At 75.0% G+C, this 18,267-nt stretch carries 14 protein-coding genes; 7 read left to right on the forward strand and 7 right to left on the reverse strand.

Annotated features, from left to right (window positions below):
• Positions 1–192: 192 nt before the first annotated feature.
• Together PWG71_RS15870 and PWG71_RS15875 are read left to right on the forward strand one after the other, a co-directional pair.
• A complete protein-coding gene (locus tag PWG71_RS15870; RefSeq protein ID WP_274810502.1) occupies positions 193–732 on the forward strand; it encodes a MarR family winged helix-turn-helix transcriptional regulator in 540 nt (179 codons plus the stop codon).
• 121 nt (positions 733–853) lie between these two features.
• Positions 854–1,906 (forward strand): aminotransferase class V-fold PLP-dependent enzyme, encoded by a 1,053-nt coding sequence (locus PWG71_RS15875; RefSeq protein WP_274810503.1) that lies wholly within the window; start codon positions 854–856, stop codon positions 1,904–1,906.
• Positions 1,907–1,966: 60 nt separating this feature from the next.
• Here PWG71_RS15875 and PWG71_RS15880 read toward each other — a convergent pair whose 3' ends face one another.
• Genes PWG71_RS15880 through PWG71_RS15890 form a run of 3 tightly spaced genes read right to left on the reverse strand, consistent with a single transcriptional unit; the run spans position 1,967 to position 5,826 of the window.
• Complete coding sequence (locus PWG71_RS15880; protein ID WP_274810504.1) at positions 1,967–3,241, reverse strand: GNAT family N-acetyltransferase; 1,275 nt, start codon at positions 3,239–3,241, stop codon at positions 1,967–1,969.
• A 42-nt stretch (positions 3,242–3,283) separates the two neighbouring features.
• Positions 3,284–4,531, reverse strand: coding sequence for a GNAT family N-acetyltransferase (locus PWG71_RS15885; protein ID WP_274810505.1), 1,248 nt, complete (start codon positions 4,529–4,531; stop codon positions 3,284–3,286).
• Positions 4,532–4,548: 17 nt separating this feature from the next.
• Positions 4,549–5,826, reverse strand: a complete 1,278-nt coding sequence (locus PWG71_RS15890) for a GNAT family N-acetyltransferase (protein WP_274810506.1) — start codon at positions 5,824–5,826, stop codon at positions 4,549–4,551.
• 358 nt (positions 5,827–6,184) lie between these two features.
• Between PWG71_RS15890 and PWG71_RS15895 the strand changes: the two genes are divergently transcribed.
• Positions 6,185–7,192, forward strand: coding sequence for an N-acetylglucosamine kinase (locus PWG71_RS15895; RefSeq protein ID WP_274810621.1), 1,008 nt, complete (start codon positions 6,185–6,187; stop codon positions 7,190–7,192).
• A gap of 300 nt (positions 7,193–7,492) precedes the next feature.
• Here the strand turns inward: PWG71_RS15895 and PWG71_RS15900 are convergent, their stop codons facing one another.
• From PWG71_RS15900 to PWG71_RS15910, 3 genes are all read right to left on the reverse strand, one after another.
• A complete protein-coding gene (locus PWG71_RS15900; protein WP_274810507.1) occupies positions 7,493–8,851 on the reverse strand; it encodes a dihydrolipoyl dehydrogenase family protein in 1,359 nt (452 codons plus the stop codon).
• A gap of 81 nt (positions 8,852–8,932) precedes the next feature.
• Positions 8,933–9,457, reverse strand: a complete 525-nt coding sequence (locus tag PWG71_RS15905; RefSeq protein WP_274810508.1) for a pyridoxamine 5'-phosphate oxidase family protein — start codon at positions 9,455–9,457, stop codon at positions 8,933–8,935.
• A gap of 34 nt (positions 9,458–9,491) precedes the next feature.
• Positions 9,492–12,758 carry an AfsR/SARP family transcriptional regulator gene (locus PWG71_RS15910; protein ID WP_274810509.1) on the reverse strand — a complete coding sequence of 1,089 codons (3,267 nt, stop codon included), beginning with the start codon at positions 12,756–12,758 and terminating at the stop codon, positions 9,492–9,494.
• A 124-nt stretch (positions 12,759–12,882) separates the two neighbouring features.
• On the opposite strand from PWG71_RS15910, the gene PWG71_RS15915 reads away from it, so the two are divergent.
• Positions 12,883–14,457, forward strand: a complete 1,575-nt coding sequence (locus tag PWG71_RS15915) for an MFS transporter (RefSeq protein ID WP_274810510.1) — start codon at positions 12,883–12,885, stop codon at positions 14,455–14,457.
• A gap of 173 nt (positions 14,458–14,630) precedes the next feature.
• Complete coding sequence (locus PWG71_RS15920) at positions 14,631–15,263, forward strand: trimeric intracellular cation channel family protein (protein ID WP_274810511.1); 633 nt, start codon at positions 14,631–14,633, stop codon at positions 15,261–15,263.
• Positions 15,264–15,272: 9 nt separating this feature from the next.
• Here the strand turns inward: PWG71_RS15920 and PWG71_RS15925 are convergent, their stop codons facing one another.
• A complete protein-coding gene (locus PWG71_RS15925; protein WP_274810622.1) occupies positions 15,273–16,193 on the reverse strand; it encodes a LysR family transcriptional regulator in 921 nt (306 codons plus the stop codon).
• Between the two features lie 97 nt (positions 16,194–16,290).
• Here PWG71_RS15925 and PWG71_RS15930 point away from each other — a divergent pair, with 97 nt between their 5' ends.
• Both PWG71_RS15930 and PWG71_RS15935 read left to right on the forward strand, forming a co-directional pair.
• A complete protein-coding gene (locus PWG71_RS15930; protein ID WP_274810512.1) occupies positions 16,291–17,211 on the forward strand; it encodes a threonine/serine dehydratase in 921 nt (306 codons plus the stop codon).
• A gap of 187 nt (positions 17,212–17,398) precedes the next feature.
• Positions 17,399–17,896, forward strand: a complete 498-nt coding sequence (locus tag PWG71_RS15935; RefSeq protein ID WP_274810513.1) for an ASCH domain-containing protein — start codon at positions 17,399–17,401, stop codon at positions 17,894–17,896.
• The last annotated feature ends 371 nt before the right edge of the window (positions 17,897–18,267 follow it).

Raw genomic sequence — 18,267 nt, forward strand, 5'->3', positions numbered from 1 at the left:
AAAAGACAGCGGAACGACACCGGACAACGCATGGAGAACGGAACGTCACACAACTCCCACCCGACCCCCGAGAGGCGACGCCCGCGTGATCGTCGCTATCCGTTCACCCGGCATCACTCCTGAACAACACGGGCACGGAAAAAGGAAAACAGCGGTAAACGCGGCCCGGAGCCCAGGTATTACCCTGGTCCCGTGACCCATGACACCGCTCCCCCCCATGACCTCACCTTCTGGTCGTTCGTCGACTACGCGGTGCAGAAGGCCGAACAGGAACTGCCCTCCGTCAACGCCGACGCCATGCGCATGGTCCTGACCCTCAACCGGGCCACCAGCATGGTCATCTACGACCTGGAATCCACCGTCCACCGCCCGCGCGGGCTCACCTGGCCCGGATTCCGGGTGATCTTCGCGCTGTGGCTGGCCGGACCCATGGAGGCCAAGACCACCGCCGAGATCTCCGGTATGAGCCGGGCCGCGCTGTCGGCGCTGCTCAACACGCTCGAACGCGACGGGCTCATCCTGCGCGAACGCGCCGTCCACGACCGCCGCGCCCTCCAGCTCAGCCTGACCGAGGCGGGCTACCGGGCCATCCTCGGCGGATTCCGCGCCCACAACCGCCGCGAATCCGCCTGGGCCGACGCGCTGGAACCCGACGAACGTCGCGAACTGGTCCGGCTGCTCAACAAGCTCATGGCCGGCTCCACCGACGCCCAGGCCAAGTTCCGCAACTGACCCGCCTCACCCCGCCGGCCCCCGACGGACACCCCTCGCGCGGCGGCACCCCCCTTCAGAGGCCAATCCCGACCGGATCGGCCCTTGAACCCGGTTCTCGGGCACTGTGAGCATGAGGGGCATGGACGATTCCACCCGTGCCCGGCTCGACACCGCACGACGGCGCTTCTCCCCCGAGACCGTCTACCTCAACACGGCCACCCACGGCCTGACCCCCGACACCGCGCTGGCGGCCACGCTCCGGCTCACCCACGATGTGGCCGGCGGCCTGTTCTCGCCCGCCGACGCGGACCCGGGCATCGAACGCGCCCGCGCCGCCTACGCCCGGCTCCTCGGGGTGCCCGCCGAACGCACCGCCATCGGATCGCACACCTCCCAGTTCGTCGGGACCATCGCCGCGTCACTGCCGTCGGGAGCCGAGGTGCTCACCGCCGAACGCGAGTTCAGCTCGGTGGTGCACCCGTTCCTGGCCCGGGAGGACGTCACCGTCCGCGAGGTGCCGCTGGAGCACCTGGCCGAGGAGGTCGGCCCGAACACCCGGCTGGTGGCGGTGTCGGCGGTGCAGTCCTCCGACGGGCGCGTCGCCCCACTGGAGGACCTGCTGGCGGCCCGTACCGCGCACGGGGCCCGGTTGATGGTCGACGTCACCCAGGCCGCGGGATGGCTGACACCGGACGCCGACCGGATCGACTACACGGTGTGCAGCACCTACAAGTGGCTGCTGGGGTCGCGCGGCTCGGCGTTCCTCACCGGCACCGACGAGGCGCTGGCGGAGCTGTCCCCCCTGGCGGCGAACTGGTACGCCGCCGAGGACCCGTGGCGGAACCTGTACGGCGGGCCGCTGCCGCTCGCCGCGGGGGCCCGCCGCCTGGACCTGCCCCCGATATGGCCGGCGTGGGCGGGCCTGGAGCACTCCCTGGCCCTGTTGGAGGAGGTGGGGGAGGCCGCGGTGCGCGAACACGACGCCGCGCTCGGCGACCTGCTGCGCACCTCGCTGGGCCTGGAGCCGACCGGGTCGGCGATCGTGTCCGTCCCGCTCCCGGCCGGCGGGATGGAACGGGTGACCACCGAGGGCATCATGGTGGCCGCCCGGGACGGGCGGCTGCGGGCCTCGTTCCACCTGTACAACACCGAGGAGGACGTGCACCGGCTGGTCAAGGCCCTCACCTCGTGAACGGCGGCGGCCCGCGACGCGTGCGCGTCGCGGCCCGCCCCGCGGGGGCTCGGTGCCCTGCTAGAAGATGACGCCGTTGAAGGCCGCGTCCGGGCGGTACAGGGCGGCGTCCAGCCGGGCGAGGGCGCCCGGGGTGTGCTCGGTGGCCAACCCGGCGGCCGCGTACCCGGTGAGCGTGGTCCGCCCCAGGTAGGCGGCGCCCAGGTGGGCCACGTCCAGGGACACGTCGGGAGCGGCGTCGGTCGCCTCCACCCGGGCCCCCTCCAGGCCCGCCTTGAGCGACCAGGTCCCCGCGTTCCACGGCGCGTACCGGTCGGTGACCGCCAGCACCGTCTCCACCGGGGCCGTGTAGGTGCGTTCGGCCAGGGCGCCGGGGACGTCCACCAGCCGCACCCAGAGGCTGGTGAAGATCTCCCGGACCAGCCGGTCCGGGTTGGCCAGCAGGTGGACGAGCGGGTCGTCGACGGCCATGAACTCGAACTCGATCCTGGCGATCAGGTCCCGGTCGAGCAGGTGCTCGTAGAGCAGGGTCCAGGCGGCCGGGACGGTGGCCCGTACCTCTTGGACGTGGAGCGTGCCCTGCGGACCGCCCGATTCCCACTTGCCGGTGGTCCGGTACAGCGCGTAGCCCACGGGCCCCCGCGGGCCGCGCACCACGACGGCCAGCTGCCGGCCCTTGCCGCCCCGTTCCTCGGGCTTGTCGCGCAGGGCCCGGTCCCACCACGGCGCGGTGCGCGAAATCTGGCCGAGCCGGGTCCGGACGACCTCCCCGTGCACCGCCTCCAGGTCGGCGCGGACCTCCGAGGAGTGCGCCAGGTGGACGGTCAGGTCGGGGTCGCGGGGGGCGTCGGGACGCAGCGCGGCGTGGGGGCGCTCCACCCACGCCTCGGTCTCGGCGACCGCGGGCCCGTACCCGAACCGGCCGTAGATGGCCCCCTCGGAGGCCCACAGGGCGGCGTACCTACCGCCGACCTCGTGGAGGTCGGCGAGCTGGCGGCGCATGAGGGAGCTGAGCACGCCCCGGCGTCGGTACGTGGGCCACACGCCCACCCCGGTCACCCCGGCCACGGGACGCAGGCCGCCGGGCAGGTGCATCTCGAAGGGGAAGTGGTTGGTGGAGCCGATGACGCGTTCCGTGCCGCCGGTGTCGTCCACGGCCACGCGGACGCGCTCGTAGCCCTCGAAGTCGTGGATCGGACGCACCCGCTCCAGCACGGTGTCCGGGTCCTCGCCGACCAGGAGGGCCTCGCCGATGACGCGGGCCGCCTCGCCGTACTCCTCCCGGTCGGTGCCGCGCACGGTCCACTCGGTGGTCCTGCGATCGGATGTGGTCATGTTCGCCTCGTCGTTCGGTGCTGTCGGAAACGGTCGGGTGGCTCAGAAGTCGACGCCGCAGTGCGGTTCGAGCGGCTCGTACAGGGCGGTGTCCAGGCGCCGGGCCGCGCCGGGGGTGTGCTCGGCGACCAGGCCGGCGCCGACGAAACCGGCGAGGGCGCGCCGGCCGAAGTAGGCGGCGCCCAGGTGGGACACGTCGACGGTGAGGTCGGCGGGTCCCGCGTCGGGGACGCAGCGGGCGCCCTCGTCGTCGACGGTGAGCCGCCAGGTCCCGGCGTTCCAGGGCGCGCACCGGTCGATCACCGTGAGGGCGACGTCGACGGGGGCGGCGTAGGCGCGTTCGCCCAGGGCGCCGGGCAGGTCGACGAGCCGGGTCCACAGGCCGTCGAAGGGGGTGACGGCGGCCTGCCCGCGGTCGACGAGCAGGTCCGGGAGCGGGTCGTCCAGGGGTAGGTCGTGGAAGACCGTCTCCACCGTGAGGTCACGGGAGAAGAGGTGCTCGTACAGGGCGACCCGGGCGGCGGGGGTGGTGGTGACGACCTCGGTGACCAGCACCCGCGCCCGGGGCGTGCCCAGCTCCCACCGGTCGCGCACCCGGTACAGGGCGTAGCCCTCGGGACCCTCCGGCCCGGTGACCAGGGCGGCGAGCAGGTGTCCGGCCTCGCCCCGGGAACGCTCGTCGTCGCGCAGCAGGTGCGGCCACCACTTGTCGGCGCGGACGAAGCGGCCGTTGCGGTCGGCGACGGTGCGCCGGTGCACCTCGGCGAGGGCGGCGCGGGCCTCCCCGGGGGCGAACAGGTCGACGGTCAGGGCGGGGTCGCGGGGGGCGTCGGGACGCAGGGCGGCGTGGGCGCGCGACACGGTGATCCGGGCCTCACGGGAGGAGAGGCCGTACCCGAAGCGGCCGTAGATGCCGCCCTCGGAGGCCCACAACACCGCGAGGTTCTCGCCGCGGGCGCGCACGTCGGCGAGCTGGCGGTGCATCAGGGCGGTGAGGACGCCGCGCCGCCGGCGGGTGGGCCACACGCCCACACCGGTCACCCCGGCCGCCGGACGCGGCCCGCCGGGAACGGTGAGGGTGAGGGCGTAGGAGGCCGCGGTGCCGACGATCCGGTCCCCGTCCAGGGCGACGAGCGTGCGGTCGTGTTCGGCGAGGGGGTCCCGGCGCTCGTGCTCCACGAGGGTCTCGGCGGGGAGGAGCAGGGCCTCCCCCAGGACCCGGGCGACCTCGGGGTACTCCTCGGCCGTGGTGCCGCGCACGGTCCAGGGGCACGGTTCGCGGACGGTCATGGCGGTCGTTCCCGAGGTCAGAAGCCGGTGTCGCACAAGGGCGCCCGGGGTGTGTACAGGGCGGTGTCGAGGCGTGCCGCGGCGCCGGGGGTGTGCTCCACGGCGGTGCCCGCGTCCACCCGGGTGGTGAGGGGGCCGCGCCCCAGGTGGGCGGCGCCCAGGTGGGACACGTCGACGGTGAGGTCGGGGGCGGTGTCGGTGGCCTCCACCCGGGTGTCGGCGCCGTCGGTCTTGAGGTGCCAGCGGCCGGCGTTCCAGGGGGCGTGCCGGTCGGCGACCTCGATGACGGTGTCCACGGGGTGGGCGTAGGAGCGTTCGGCCAGGGCGGCGGGCACGTCGACCAGGCGCAGCCACAGGGCGCCGGTGGTGCGGCGGACCGCCTGGGCCGGGTCGGCCAGCAGCGCGGGGAGGGGATCGTCGTCGGGCAGGCCGACGACCACGGTCTCCACGGTGAGGTCGGTGGCGAACAGGTACTCGTACAGGGCGGTGCGGGCGGCCGGGGTGAGCGCGATCGGCTCATGGACGGTGACCTTCCCCGCCGGGAGACCGTCCTCCCCGTCCTGGGTGGTGACCCGGTGCAGGGCGGAGCCGAGGAGGGCGCCGTCGGGCCCGCGCACGAGGGCGACGCGCAGGTCGGATGTGTCGGGTCGGGGCCGGGAGAGCATCCACAGGCGCACGCCCCACCAGTGCCCCTCGCGGGGGAACCCGCCGGGCCGACGGGTCAGGGCGGCGCGGTGGAGGCGGTCGAGTTCGGGCAGGACGTCGGCGGGCGCGGCCAGTTCGACGGTGAGGCCCGGGTCGCGGGGGGCGTCGGGGCGCAGGGCGGCGTGGGCGCGGCGCACGGCGACGGTGTGCTGGTGGGCCGCGCGACCGTAGCCGTGGCGGCCGTAGATGCCCCCTTCGGAGGCCCACAGGATCGCGAGGTTCTCTCCGCGGGCGCGGACGTCGGCGAGCTGGTGGCGCATGATCGCGGTGAGGACGCCGCGTCGCCGGTGGGTGGGCCACACGCCCACACCGGTCACCCCGGCCGCCGGACGCGGCCCGCCGGGAACGGAGAGGGCGAAGCGGTGGGAGTTGGCGGTGCCGACGACACGGTCCCCGTCCAGGGCGACCAGGATCCGGTCCGGGTCGTCGACGGGGTGGTCGCGTTCGACGCCGAGCAGCTCCTCCATGGGGATGTTGATGGCGGTGGTGAAGACCCGGGAGGCGTCGGGGATCTCCGCCTCCGTCGCCGTTCTGACCTCCCATCCGGGGTCGCCGGTACGGGACGTCGAAGGGTGCCTCTCCACTGCCATGGGCCGACCTTCTCAGGCCGCCGACGAACGCGCCACTGCTTTTTCGCGTGTCCCGGACTCCGTCCGTCCGAAGGGTCGCTCCCGACCGGCGGACCCCGGGGTCCGCCGGGGTCCGCCGGGGCCGGTCGGCCTCGGTGGCCTCGGAGGGGGACCCGGCCGCTCCTCACGGGACGGCTCCGCCCGCGTGGACCCGCCTCACGGTGACGGCTCCCCGGGTGAACGTCCCGGGACCACCACCGGGCGGGGTCGGTCGGCCGCGCGAAGAGTATTCGGGCCGTGAGAGGGGCAGGTCTTCCCTGTGACTCCTGTGACCTCCTCTGTGAAGCAACGATCCGACCGGCCCCGCCTGGTGGTGGGGGTGGACGCGGGCGGCACCGTCACCCGTGCCCTGGTCACCACCCTGACCGGGACACGCCTGGGGCAGGCCTGGGCGGGGGGCGCCAACCCCAACGCGCACGGACCGGATCAGGCCGCCGAGGAGTTGGCCCGAGCGGTCGGCGCGGCCCTGGACCGGGTGGGTCCCCGCGCCCGCGAGGACGTGGTGGCGGGAGTGATCGGTCTGGCCGGGGTGTCGGCGCTGCGCGATGAGACGGTGCGCGCCCGTGTGTCGGAAGGACTGGCCGCGGTGGACGCGCCGGTGGACCTGCTGGAGTTCGTGGGCGACGACGAGGTGGCGTTCGCCTCCGGCACCCCCGAACCCGACGGGACGATCCTCATCGCGGGCACCGGGGCGATCGCCGGCCGGATCGAGGACCGCCGTCGCAGCCGTTCCGCCGACGGGATGGGGTGGCTCATCGGTGACGAGGGGTCGGCGTTCTGGATCGGCCACCAGGCCGCCCGCGAGACCGCCCGGCAACTGTCGCGCGGCACCGAGCTCAGCCCGTTGGCCAGGTCGGTCGCCAAGCAGGTCATCCCCGGTCGGCGCCCGGTGGAGGGCCGCGAGCACCAGCCGGAGGAGCACGCGCGCGACTTCGCCCGCACCCTGACCGGCGGGCCGCCGATCGCGTTGGCCGCGCTGGCCCCGCTGGTGTCGGAGGCGTACGGGCTCGGGGACCCGGCGGCCCAGGTCATCGTCGACGCCGCCGCCGGGCACCTGGCGCACTCGGTGCACCAGGTGCGTTCGCCCGGCGAGCGACGGCCGGTGGTCCTGTCCGGCGGGGTACTGCTGGGTTCGGTGCCGATGCGCGAGGCGCTCACCCGCAGGCTGGCGTTGGGCGCGGTGGGTGCGCCGTTGTCGATGGCGGGGTGCACGGCGGGCGCCGCGGCCTGGCTGGCGGCGCTGCGCGCCGGCGCGCCCGCCGACGACGTGGACCTGCACGCGGCCTTCACCCTCCCCGAACGGGGCGACCGCAGCGACGCCGCCTGAGCGGCCGTCGTACGCCCGGAGCGGCCCGGATCGGGACCGGCCTCGCGACGCAACCGACCCGAGCGGCCCTCGTGCGCGCGGGGTGGCGGTCGTCCGGCCGCCCCCGTACCCGGCGCCGCGCGAGCGGCCCCCGTGCGCGGGATGGCCGCGGGGCCCGACCGGTGGGCGGTCTCCGCCCCGCGCGCTCCCGTCCGCGAGCCGTGCGGAACCGCCCGGCGGAGGACGGGGAGAACGCCGCGCCGTCCGGCCGCGAGGCGTGAGGCGGCGGGAGCGGCCCGGGATCGCACCGTCCCGGCCGTCTCAGAGGTCCAGCCGTTCCAGGGCGATGAGGTAGCCCTCGTTGAACGTGGGGAACTGCGGTGTGGAGTCGATGAGGTCGCGCACCGGGATCCTCGAACGGATGGCCACCGCGGCGGTGTTGATCCATTCGGAGACCATCGGCCCGAACGCCCACGCACCCACCAGCACCCCGTGCTCCCGGTCGGCGATGACGCCGAGCGTGCCGCGCGGGTCGGTGGCGTGGGTCCAGGGCCGGGCGAGGTTCGCGGCCAGGTCCACCTCGGCGGTGACCACGTCGACGCCCTGGTCGCGGGCCTGCTCGGCGGTCATCCCGACCCCGGCGATCTCGGGGTGGGTGAACACCACGCGGGGCACCCCGGTGTACCGGGCCCGCCGGTCCCCGCCCAGGATGTTGGCGGCCGCCAACCGCCCCTGGTACTTGGCGACGTGGGTGAACATGAGGCGGGCGGTGACGTCGCCGACCGCCCACAGTCCCGGGGCGACCGCGCAGCGGTCGTCGACGGGCAGGGCGGTGCGGTCGAGTTCGACCCCGAGTTCGGCCAGTCCGAGTCCGTCCCCGCGGGGCCTGCGCCCCGACCCCAGCACGATGACGTCGGCGTGCACGCGCTCCCCGGTGTCGAGGGTGGCGACGACGCCGTCGCCGTCGGCGGCCGCCGACGCGACCTGGGCGCCGAGGTGGACGGTGACGCCGTCCCGGTCGAACTGCTCCGAGACGAGCTCGCACAGGCGCGGGTCCTCGCGGTCCAGGAGCCGGTCGCCGCGTTGGACGACGGTCACCCGTGAGCCCATGTGGGCGAGGAACTGCCCCAGTTCGACGGTGACCGCGCCACCGCCCACCACCAGCGCCCGCCCGGGGATCTCGGTGAGGGTGGTGGCCTCCCGGTTGGTCCACACCACGTCGGGACCCAGATCGTCCAGGCCGTCGATGGGCGGGCGCACCGCCTCCGATCCGGTGGCGACCACGACGTGGTCGGCGGTGTACTCGTCGCCGTCGACGGCGACCCGCCAGGGGTCGCGGCCGACGACGCGCGCGGTGCCCTTGAGGACCAGCGCCCCCTGTTCCTCGTACCCCTCGACCTGCGCGGAGTCGTCGAGGTGGCGGATCATCCTGTCGCGGTAGGCGCGCAGGGCCGGCCAGTCCAGACCGGGGCGGTCCAGCCCGGCGGCCTCGACGGCGCTCTGGCGGGCCTCGGGCGGACGGATGAGCGTCTTGCTGGGGACGCAGGCGTAGTAGCCGCATTCGCCGCCGATGAGTTCGCGTTCGACGACGGCCACCCGTTTCCCGGCGTCGAGGAGCCGGCCGGCGACGGTCTCGCCGCCCGGCCCCATTCCGATGACGATGGCGTCCAGGTGTTCCATGTCGTTCCCCCACTGCCCGTGGCCCGCCGGATCCCCCCGATGGTGGACCCTGGGCGGCCGCGGTGGCGGAACGACACGCGGTCACCACCGGGGTTCTCGGGTCCAGATCCGGGCGGGGACGCCGGAGAGCAGGTCACGGCCGCGCAGCACCTGGATGCGCCGGGGTTCGACGCGCAGCACGGCCATCTTCGGGTCGTCGGGCCCCTTCCAGAAGCGGGACGGGTCGTAGCCGGCCCCGGGCGGGCTGCCGTACCGGTACAGGTCCCATACCCGGCGGCGTTCCCCGGGGTCCTCGGTCCAGGCGGCGGTGGCGTCGACGGAGGCCGTGTTCTGGGTCGGGTTCCAGTAGGAGAAGCTGACGTGCGGGTTGTTCGCCAGGTGGGCGACCTTGACCGGGGTGGGATAGGTGACCAGCCAGCCGAGGGGGTCCTCGCCCTCGGTCTCCCAGACGGGGATGAGGACGCGGGTGCGGGGCCTGTCCTTCGCGTCGACGGTGACCATGGTGGCGTAGTTGACGGATCCGACGATGGCCTCGAAGTCCTCCCGGAGGTCGGCGAAGGCGTGGACGTGGCCGCGTCGGCGGGCGGTGGTGCCGTCTTCGTTCATGGCACCACCGTGCGCCCCCGCTCTCCGGGGATCCTCAGGGTCGGCTCAGGACGGCCTCGGGGTCGGCTCCCTCGCGGGCGCCGCGGGCGGTCTCGGCGGCCAGGCGGTCCGGGCCCAGCGCGACGGTGAGGCGCTTCTCGACGCGGGCGACGTCGTCGCGTTCGGCCTCGGGCAGCGGTGCCCCCACCGAACGGCGCAGGGCGTCGGCGGCGCCGAGCAGGCGGGCGGCGGACACCGAGCCCCCGGCCAGGGAGCGGGCCCCGGCCAGGCCCTCCAGTGCCAGCGCCAGCGCCCGGGGGTCGCCGGTGCGGCGGGCCGCCTCCAGTCCGCGCAGGTGCAGGCGTTCGGCCTCGGCGGCGTCGCCCTCCGCCTCGGCCGTGAACCCGAGTTCGGCGAGGATGAGCGCGGCCCCGAAGTCCGACCCGGCCTCCAGGTGCCAGTCCAGCCAGGCGCCCAGGTGGGCGCGGGCGGCGGGCAGGTCGCCGCCACGCCGGGCGATCAGGCCCAACCCCAGCACGGCGGACTCCTCCCCCACCACGTGACCCTGTTCGACGGCCACCTGTCGGGCGCGCTCGTGGAGTTCCCGGCTGCGCGGGAGGTCGCGGCGGAGCAGGGCGATGCGCCCCAGGGAGTTGAGGCGTTCGCCGACCTCGGTCCACAGTCCGAGCTCCTCGGCGGTGCCCAGGGCCTCGCGGTGGTGGTGTTCGGCGGCGTCCAGGTCACCGAGGGCCTCGGCGCGGCCGGCGAGCAGGAAGGAGGTCAGCGCCGGCCCCCACCGGTCGCCGAGGCGGACGAACAGGGCGCGGGCGCGCTCGCCGTGGCGCAGCACGGCGTCCAGGTCGCTGCGGCCGAAGGCCCGCCGGGCCAGCGTCGCCGCGGTGGCGGCCTCGCCCCACGGATCCCCGGCCCGGACGGCTCGGGCGTGCAGGTCCTCCGCCTCGGTGCCCTCGCCCCCGCCGAACCCGGTGCGCACGTGGGTGAGGAACCAGCGGGCTCGGGCCTCGCCCTCGGTGGGGTCCTCCCCGGGTGCGGGGACGGGGCCCGGTTCGCGGCCGAGCCCGTTGCCCAGGGCGGCCCGCCACAGCACGGCGGTGCGGTGGTCCGGATGCTCCGAGGCCCCGGGCAGGTCCAGCGCGGTGTCCAGGGCGCGCACCCCCTCGGCGAGGCGACCGCGCATCACCCGGTACCAGGCCAGGGCGTTGGCCAGGCGCAGGGCCGCGTCGGTGTGGCCGCCCAGGCGGGCGGTCTCCAGGGCGCGGCGCAGGTCGGCGCCCTCGGCGTCCAGGACGCCCAGCCAGCGGCGCTGGGCCGCGGTTCGCAGGTGGGGGTCGGCCCGCTCGGCGAGGGCGACGTAGTGGTCGAGGTGGCGGCGACGGACCCGGTCCTCCTCCCCGGCGTCGCGCAGCCGTTCCGTCCCGTAGATCGCGATCGACTCCAGCAGCCGGTAGCGGGGGCGGGGGTCGTGGGAGACCTCGACCAGGGAGCGGTCGACCAGGCGGGCCAGCAGGTCGGGGACCGTGTCGCGGGGGACGCCGTCGCCGGATACCACCTCCTCGGCGGCGGCCAGGGAGGCGCCGTCGGCGTGCACGGCCAGGCGGCGCAGCACGGACCGCTCGGCGTCGGTGAGCGGTTCCCAGCTCCAGTCCAGGGCGGCGCGCAGGGTGCGGTGCCGGTCGGGGGCGTCGCGGTAACCGCCGGTGAGGAGGGCGAACCGGTCGTCGACGCGGTCGGCGAGTTCGTGCACGCCCAGGGCGCGCACCCGGGTGGCGGCCAGTTCCAGGGCGAGGGGGACGCCGTCGAGGTGGCGGACGATCGAGGCGACGGCGTCGGCGTTGTCGGCGGTGACCGCGAAGCCGGGGGCGGAGGCGGCCGCGCGGGCGGTGAACAGGCGCACCGCGTCGGGGGCGGGCAGGGGCGTCACGGTGTGGAGGTGCTCGGCGGCCAGGCCGAGGGGGACCTGGCTGGTGACCAGGGCGCGCAGATCGGGGGCGGCGGCCAGCAGGTCGGACAGGACGCGGGCGAGCGGGGCGGCCACGTGCTCGGCGTTGTCCAGCAGCAGCAGGACGTCGCGGGCGCGCAGGGCGTCGGCCAGGCGGGTGGTGCGGGTGCCGGGCGGGGCGGGGAAGGGGCTGGTCCCGGAGGAGTCGTCGCGTACCCCGAGCGCGGCCGCGAGGACCTCCACGACCGCCGCCTCCGCGCTGTCCCCTCCCTCGCCCGGACAGGCCCCGGCCAGGTCGACGGAGTGGACGCCGCCGGGTGCGGTCTCGGCGGCCACGGCCAGGGCCAGGCGGGTCTTGCCGACCCCGCCGGGGCCGGTGAGGGTGACCAGGCGGGTGCGCGCGAGCAGTGCGCGCACCCGTGCGATGTCCGCCTCCCGGCCGACCAGCGGGGTGGCGGGCCGGAACGGCGCCGGGACCGGCGGCAGCGGGGTCGGCGACGGGGGCCGGGCCGCCGTCCCCGTCGGCGGGGCGGACGGGAGCGCCGCGCCGGGGAGGGGGTGCGTCACCTCCGGACCCGAGGTCGGGTCCGGGGCGGGCGGAGGGGCGGGCGCGTCCAGCTCCGGGTCCTGGGTGAGCACGGCGTGGTGCAGGGCGGTCAGCTCCGGGCTGGGGTCCAGCCCGAGTTCCTCCCCGAGGTGGTCGCGCAGGCGCCGGTAGGAGTCCAGCGCCTGGATCTGACGGCCGGACCGGTACAGGGCGCGCATGTGGGCGGCGCGCAGGCGCTCGCGCAGCGGGTGGGCCTCCACCAGGTCGCCCAGCTCGTCGGCGACCGCGGCGTGTTCGCCCAGGTCGATGCGCGCCTCGGCCTGCTCCTCCAGCGCGGTGAGTCGCCGCTCCTCCCACCGCAGGACGGCGGACCGGGCGAAGTCGTGGTCGGCGAGGTCGGCCAGGGCCGGCCCGCGCCACAGGGCCAGGGCGTCGGTGAGCAGCGCCGCCCGGGCGGCCGGGGCGGCGGTGTCGCGGGCGCGGTCGAGGAGGTCCTCGAACCCCCCGGCGTCGATGGCCCCGGGGACGACGTCGAGCAGGTAGCCGGGCCGCCGGGAGACCAGCAGGGCGCGACCGCCGGGTTCGGCGGTCTCCAGGACGCGGCGCAGCTGGGAGGCGCGGGTCTGGAGGGAGGCGGTGGGGTCGGCGGGCAGGTCCGCGCCCCACAGGTCGTCGACCAGCCGGTCCGCGGGGACGACCCGGCCGGGGTCGACGAGCAGCGCGGCCAGCAGCAGGCGGACCTTGAGCTCGGGCACCCGGACGGGCTCGCCCCGATCGCTCCACACGGCCAGCGGCCCCAGCACCCCGAATCTCATGTCCCGAACTCTAGGGGTCCCGGGGTGTCCTCAGGGCGTCGGTCCTGAGTCCTCCCGAAGGGTTTCCGAAGCCCGGTCGACCACGGTGGTCCTCGTCGGAATCCTCTCCTCGAAGAAGGTCACCATGTCAACGGATGTTCCTCCCCGGGCGAATGCCCGGACCTGGGCGGGGCTCGCGGTACTGATGGCACCCACGGTGCTGCTGTTCCTGGCGATGACCGTCCTCTTCCTCGCCACCCCCTACATCGCGGCCGACCTGAGCCCCACCGGCGGCCAACTGCTGTGGATCAACGACGTCTACGGGTTCGTGATGGCCGGTTTCCTGGTCACCATGGGCACGCTGGGCGACCGGGTCGGGCGGCGCGGCCTGCTGCTGGCGGGCGCGGCGGTGTTCGCCGCGGCCTCGGTGGCGGCGGCCTACGCCCCGAACCCGGAGATCCTCATCGCCGCCCGCGCCCTCATGGGATTCGGTGCCGCCGCGATCATGCCCGCCACCCTGTCGCTGATCACGGTGATGTTCGCCGATCCGCGTCAGCGCGGCACGGCGATCGGGCTGTGGGCGGCGTCGGTGTCGGCCGGTGTGGCCCTGGGTCCGCTGGTCGGCGGTCTGCTGCTGGAGTCCCTGTGGTGGGGCGCGGCGATGCTCATCGGCGTCCCGGTGATGGCGGTGGTCCTGGTCGCCGCGCCGTTCCTGATCCCCGAGTACCGGGCGGAGCACGCGGGCCGGCTGGACCCGGTGAGCGTGCTGCTGTCCCTGGCCGCGCTGCTGCCGTTCGTGTACGGCGTGAAGAAGCTGGCCGAGGAGGGCCTGACGGCCGTCGCGGTGGTGTCGCTGGTGGCGGGTGTGGTGTTCGGTACCTTGTTCGTGCGCCGGCAGCTCCGGACGGCGGACCCCCTGCTGGACATCCGCCTGTTCGCGAACCGCGTCTTCACCGGATCCCTGGGTGTGTACCTGCTGGCGGCCATGGCCGTGGGCGGGGTGTACCTGCTGTTCACCCAGTACCTGCAACTGGTGGCGGAGCAGTCGCCGCTGCGGGCCGGGCTGTGGATCCTGCCGGCGGCGATCGGCCTGGTGATCGTCTCGACGGTGACCCCGGCCATCGCCCGCCGGGTGCGGCCCGCCTACGTGGTGGCCGGCGGCCTGGTGCTGTCGACGGTCGGCTACCTGATGCTGACCGGGGTGGACGCCGTCGGCGGGCTGCCGCTGCTGGTCGCCGCGTTCTACGTGCTCTACCCGGGGATCGCGCCGACGATGGCGCTGGTGCCGGGGATGGTCGTCGGCGCGGCCCCGCCGGAGAAGGCCGGTGCGGCCTCTGCGGTCAACAGCACCGCGAGCGACCTGGGCGTGGCCCTGGGCGTGGCGCTGCTGGGCAGTGTGGGCACGCTGGCCTACCGGGCCGGGATGACCGGTGCCGACCCGGGGGCCGCCCACACGCTGCCGGGCGCGCTGGAGACCGCGGCGGGTCTGCCGTCCGAGGCCGGCGCGGCGCTGGCGGATTCGGCGCGGGTCGCGTTCACCGACGGCCTGAACACGGCGGCGTGGGTGGCGGCGGCGCTGTCGGCCACGGCGGCCGTGCTGGCGGTCGCCCTGCTGCGGCGGATCCCCGCGGCCGGGGCCGCCGAAGAGCCGGAGTCGGTGGCGGAGCCCGCCACGGCCGAGGCGGGCGGACCGGCGGACCGGGAGAACGCGGGCCGCTGAGCGACGGTGCGGGGCCGGCCGGGGTGATCCCCGTGCCGGCCCCGCACCGTTGTCCGGACCCGGGCGGGCACGACGTGCGGCGCGTCACCCCCGGGAACGTGCGTGCGGGCGTCCGGGGCGTGATGGAATGGCCGGTCGGCACATCGTCCACACCAGAAACCCTCGCACCGACCATGTCCACGCAGACCGTCCTCCTGATCCTCGACCTCGTCGGGATCTTCGCCTTCGCCGTCGACGGCGCCCTCACCGCCATCCGCACCGCCCGGGTGGACATCGTCGGTGTCCTGGTCCTGGGGGTGGTGACCGCCATCGGCGGTGGCATCCTGCGGGACGTGCTGCTCGGGGTGACCCCGGCGACGTTCCAGGACTGGCGCTACGTGACCGTGGCCCTGCTCGGTGGAACGGTGGCCTTCTTCCTCAGCACCCGGCTCACCCGGTTGTCCAAACCGATCCTGCTGTTCGACGCGGCGGGGTTGAGCCTGTTCGTGGTGATCGGCGCCGCCAAGGCGATCGAGCTGGGGTTCGGGCCGTTGCAGGCGGTCCTGCTGGGGGCGATCACCGGCGTGGGCGGCGGCACCATCCGCGACGTGCTCCTCAACCGGGTGCCGACGGTGCTCAGCGCCAACTCGCACCTGTACGCGATCCCGGCGATGTTGGGCGCGGGAACGGTGTCGGTGGCGCACCTGCTCGGGTTCGACGCCGGATGGGTGGCGGTGGTCGGCGCGCTGCTGTGCTTCACGATCAGGCTGCTGGCCCTGCGTTACCGGTGGAACGCCCCGCGTCCGCCGGGCGCCCCTCCCTTATAACCGACGGGGTCAGGGCGGGGCGGGGGCCTCCTCCAGGGCGCGGGCGGCGACCCCGCGCAGGGTGGAGACCAGTTCGGGCAGCGGCTCGGGGGGCCGGCGCCGGTGCACCACGTAGACCTCGCGGGCCAGGCGGGCCCCGTGCAGCGGGCGGCTCACCCAGCCGCCCCGGCGGGCGGCCCCCAGGATGGTGGAGGGGATGAGCGCCACCCCCACGCCCACCTCGATCAGGGCGAGCGCCACCTCGTAGTCACGGGTCTCGTAGGCGACGGTCAACCGCACCCCGGCCGCCGCCGCGGCGGTGTCCAGGGTGGTGCGGTTGGCGATCCCGGGGGCGCCGCAGATCCATTCCTCGTCGGCCAGGTCGGCCAGGGACAGGGGCCGGTCGGCGACGGGGTGCCCGGTGGGGGCGACCACCATGAGCGGGTCCACGAGGACGCGTTCGCGGTGCAGACCGGAGGCGCGCGGCAGCGGCACCGCCGGGTAGCGGTGGGTCACGAGGAGGTCGAGGTCACCGGAGGTGACCAGGTCGTGGCCGCCGGGGGGCTCGATGTCGGCCAGGGACAGGCGCACGTGCGGGTGCTCGCGGCCGAAGGCGGCGAGGGTCTGGGGGAGCAGGATCTTGCCTGCGCTGGCGAACGCGCCCAGGGACAGGTGGTCGGGCGGGGTGCCGGTGTGGGCGCGGATGGCCGCCTCGGCGTCGCGCAGCTCCCCCAGGACGCGTTCGCCGTGTTCGAGGAGGACGCGCCCGGCCTCGGTGAGGGTGGCACCGGTGCGTCCGCGTTCGACCAGGACGCAGCCGACCTCGCGTTCGAGCTTGGTGAGCTGCTGGGAGAGGGCGGGCGGGGTGAAGGAGAGCCGTTCGGCGGCGGCGGCGATGGAACCGGCGTGCGCGATCTCCACGAGCACGCGGAGACGGTTGGCGTCCAGCACGACGGCCCCCTCGAACAGGATCTGACGCAAAGTTCTACTTACCCATCTTTAGCAGACCCAACTTTAAGTTAATCGTCAGTAGGGGCAGCATGGTCCCATGACCAGGACCGCGCACGCAGTGCCCACGGCCATCGACGTCCGCGCCGCAGCCGAGCGCATCGCCCCGTACGCCCGCCGCACCCCGGTGATGCACACCGAGATCGACGGCAGAGCGGTGTCCTTGAAGTTGGAGTACCTCCAGCTCACGGGCGCGTTCAAGGTGCGCGGGGCGCTCAACGCCCTGCTCGGCGGGGAGCCCGCGGACCGGGTGGTCACCGCCTCCGGCGGCAACCACGGTCTGGGGGTGGCCACCGCCGCCCGCCTGCTCGGAGTGCACGCCACGGTGTACGTGCCCGAGACCGTCCCGCAGGCCAAGGCGGCGCCGTTGGCCGAGACCGGGGCCGAGATCGTCCGGGTCGGCGAGCACTACGCCGTCGCCGCCGAGGCCGCCCTGGCGCACGCCGACCGCGAGGGGATCCGCTACCTGCACGCGTTCGACGACCCGCTGGTGGTGGCCGGGCAGGGCACCCTGGGCCTGGAGATCGCCGCCGAGGCCCCCGAGTGCGACACGATCGCCGTCGCCGTGGGCGGTGGCGGCCTGGTCGCCGGGGTGCGGCTGGGCGCCGACGGGCGCGAGGTCGTGGGCGTGGAGCCCGAGGGGTGTCGGAGCCTGCACGCGGCGATGGAGGCGGGCCGCCCGGTGGAGACCCCGGTGGACTCGGTGGCGTCCTCCGCGCTGGGCGCGGCGACGCTGGGCCGGGTGCCGTTCGAGGTGCTGCGCGAGAACCCGATCTCCCGGGCGCTGGTGAGCGACGCCGAGATCATCGCCGCCCAGGACCGGTTGTGGTCGGAGCTGCGCATCGCGACCGAGCCGGCCGCGGCGGTGCCGTTCGCCGCCTGGCTGGCCGGCCGGGTGCCGGGCGAGCGTCCCTGCCTGGTGGTGTGCGGGGCCAACGCCCGATGGGACCGGATCGCCTGAGACCCGACCCCGAAGGCGACGGGGTCCGTTCGTGAAGGCGGACCGACACGGACCCGGGGGATCCGCCACGCACCGCGCGAAGGCGCCCGATCCCCCGAGACCCGGCCCCGAGAACGGCGATGTCCGGCCGCCACGGGCGGACGCCGGCCCGCCCCGTGCCATCCCCCTCGTCTGGGAGGCTTGCCCCATGGAGAACGCACCCGTGGACCGGACCGCCGCACTGCGCCTGTGGGAGGAGTACCGGTCGGCCCGACCCGCTCTGGCGACCGACCGCGAACCGCCGTCCGTCGAACGCTTCGGCGACCACCCGGCGCTCACCGACGAACTCCTGGGACTGGTGTTGGCCGGGACCAAGCGGGCGACCGCGTCGCTCCTGATCGAGTTCGCCGCCGAGGGGGCGCCGGCGCCCGGGATCGGTGGCCACTGGATCGCCTGCGACTCCACGGGGCGGCCACGCGCGGTCCTGCGCACCACCGGGCTGCGCCTGGGCGTCTTCGGCGACGCCGACGAGGCGTTCGCCCGCGACGAGGGCGAGGACGACCTGTCGCTCGCGTCGTGGCGGGAGGGGCATCGGCGGTACTGGACGCGCCTCGCGCCGGCACTGGGCGCCACCTGGACCGAGGAGCACGAGATCGTCTTCGAGCACTTCTCGGTGGTCTGGCCGCCCGAGGTCGCCGACCGCTGACCGGGCCCTCTCCCACGTTCCCGAAACGCCGTTACCCCGATCGGCCCCGCCCGGAACCCGTCGTGCGCACAACGTATTCTTCCGTGTACGCGCCCCGGGGTCGGTGCCGATCGGAATTCCGCTCCATGAATACGGATGAATGCGCTTCGCGGTTCACCCCTTTCGATTCCGATCGGGAAAAGAAGTCCCCCCCGACACATCCGAGCACTGTGATCAGCGCTTTCACACCCGCACCACCGGTACGGCGGCCCGAAACCGAACCCCCTCGAAACCTCCGATCACCGAGCGGGGTTCCGGTCCTTCCGAATGTGCGGATCAGAAGCTTTTTCCGTAAAATTCCGATCCGAATGCACGACGGCCGCATCCCATCC

Origin of the sequence: Nocardiopsis sp. N85 (assembly GCF_028882275.1) — a bacterium.
Lineage (GTDB): Bacteria > Actinomycetota > Actinomycetes > Streptosporangiales > Streptosporangiaceae > Nocardiopsis > Nocardiopsis lambiniae.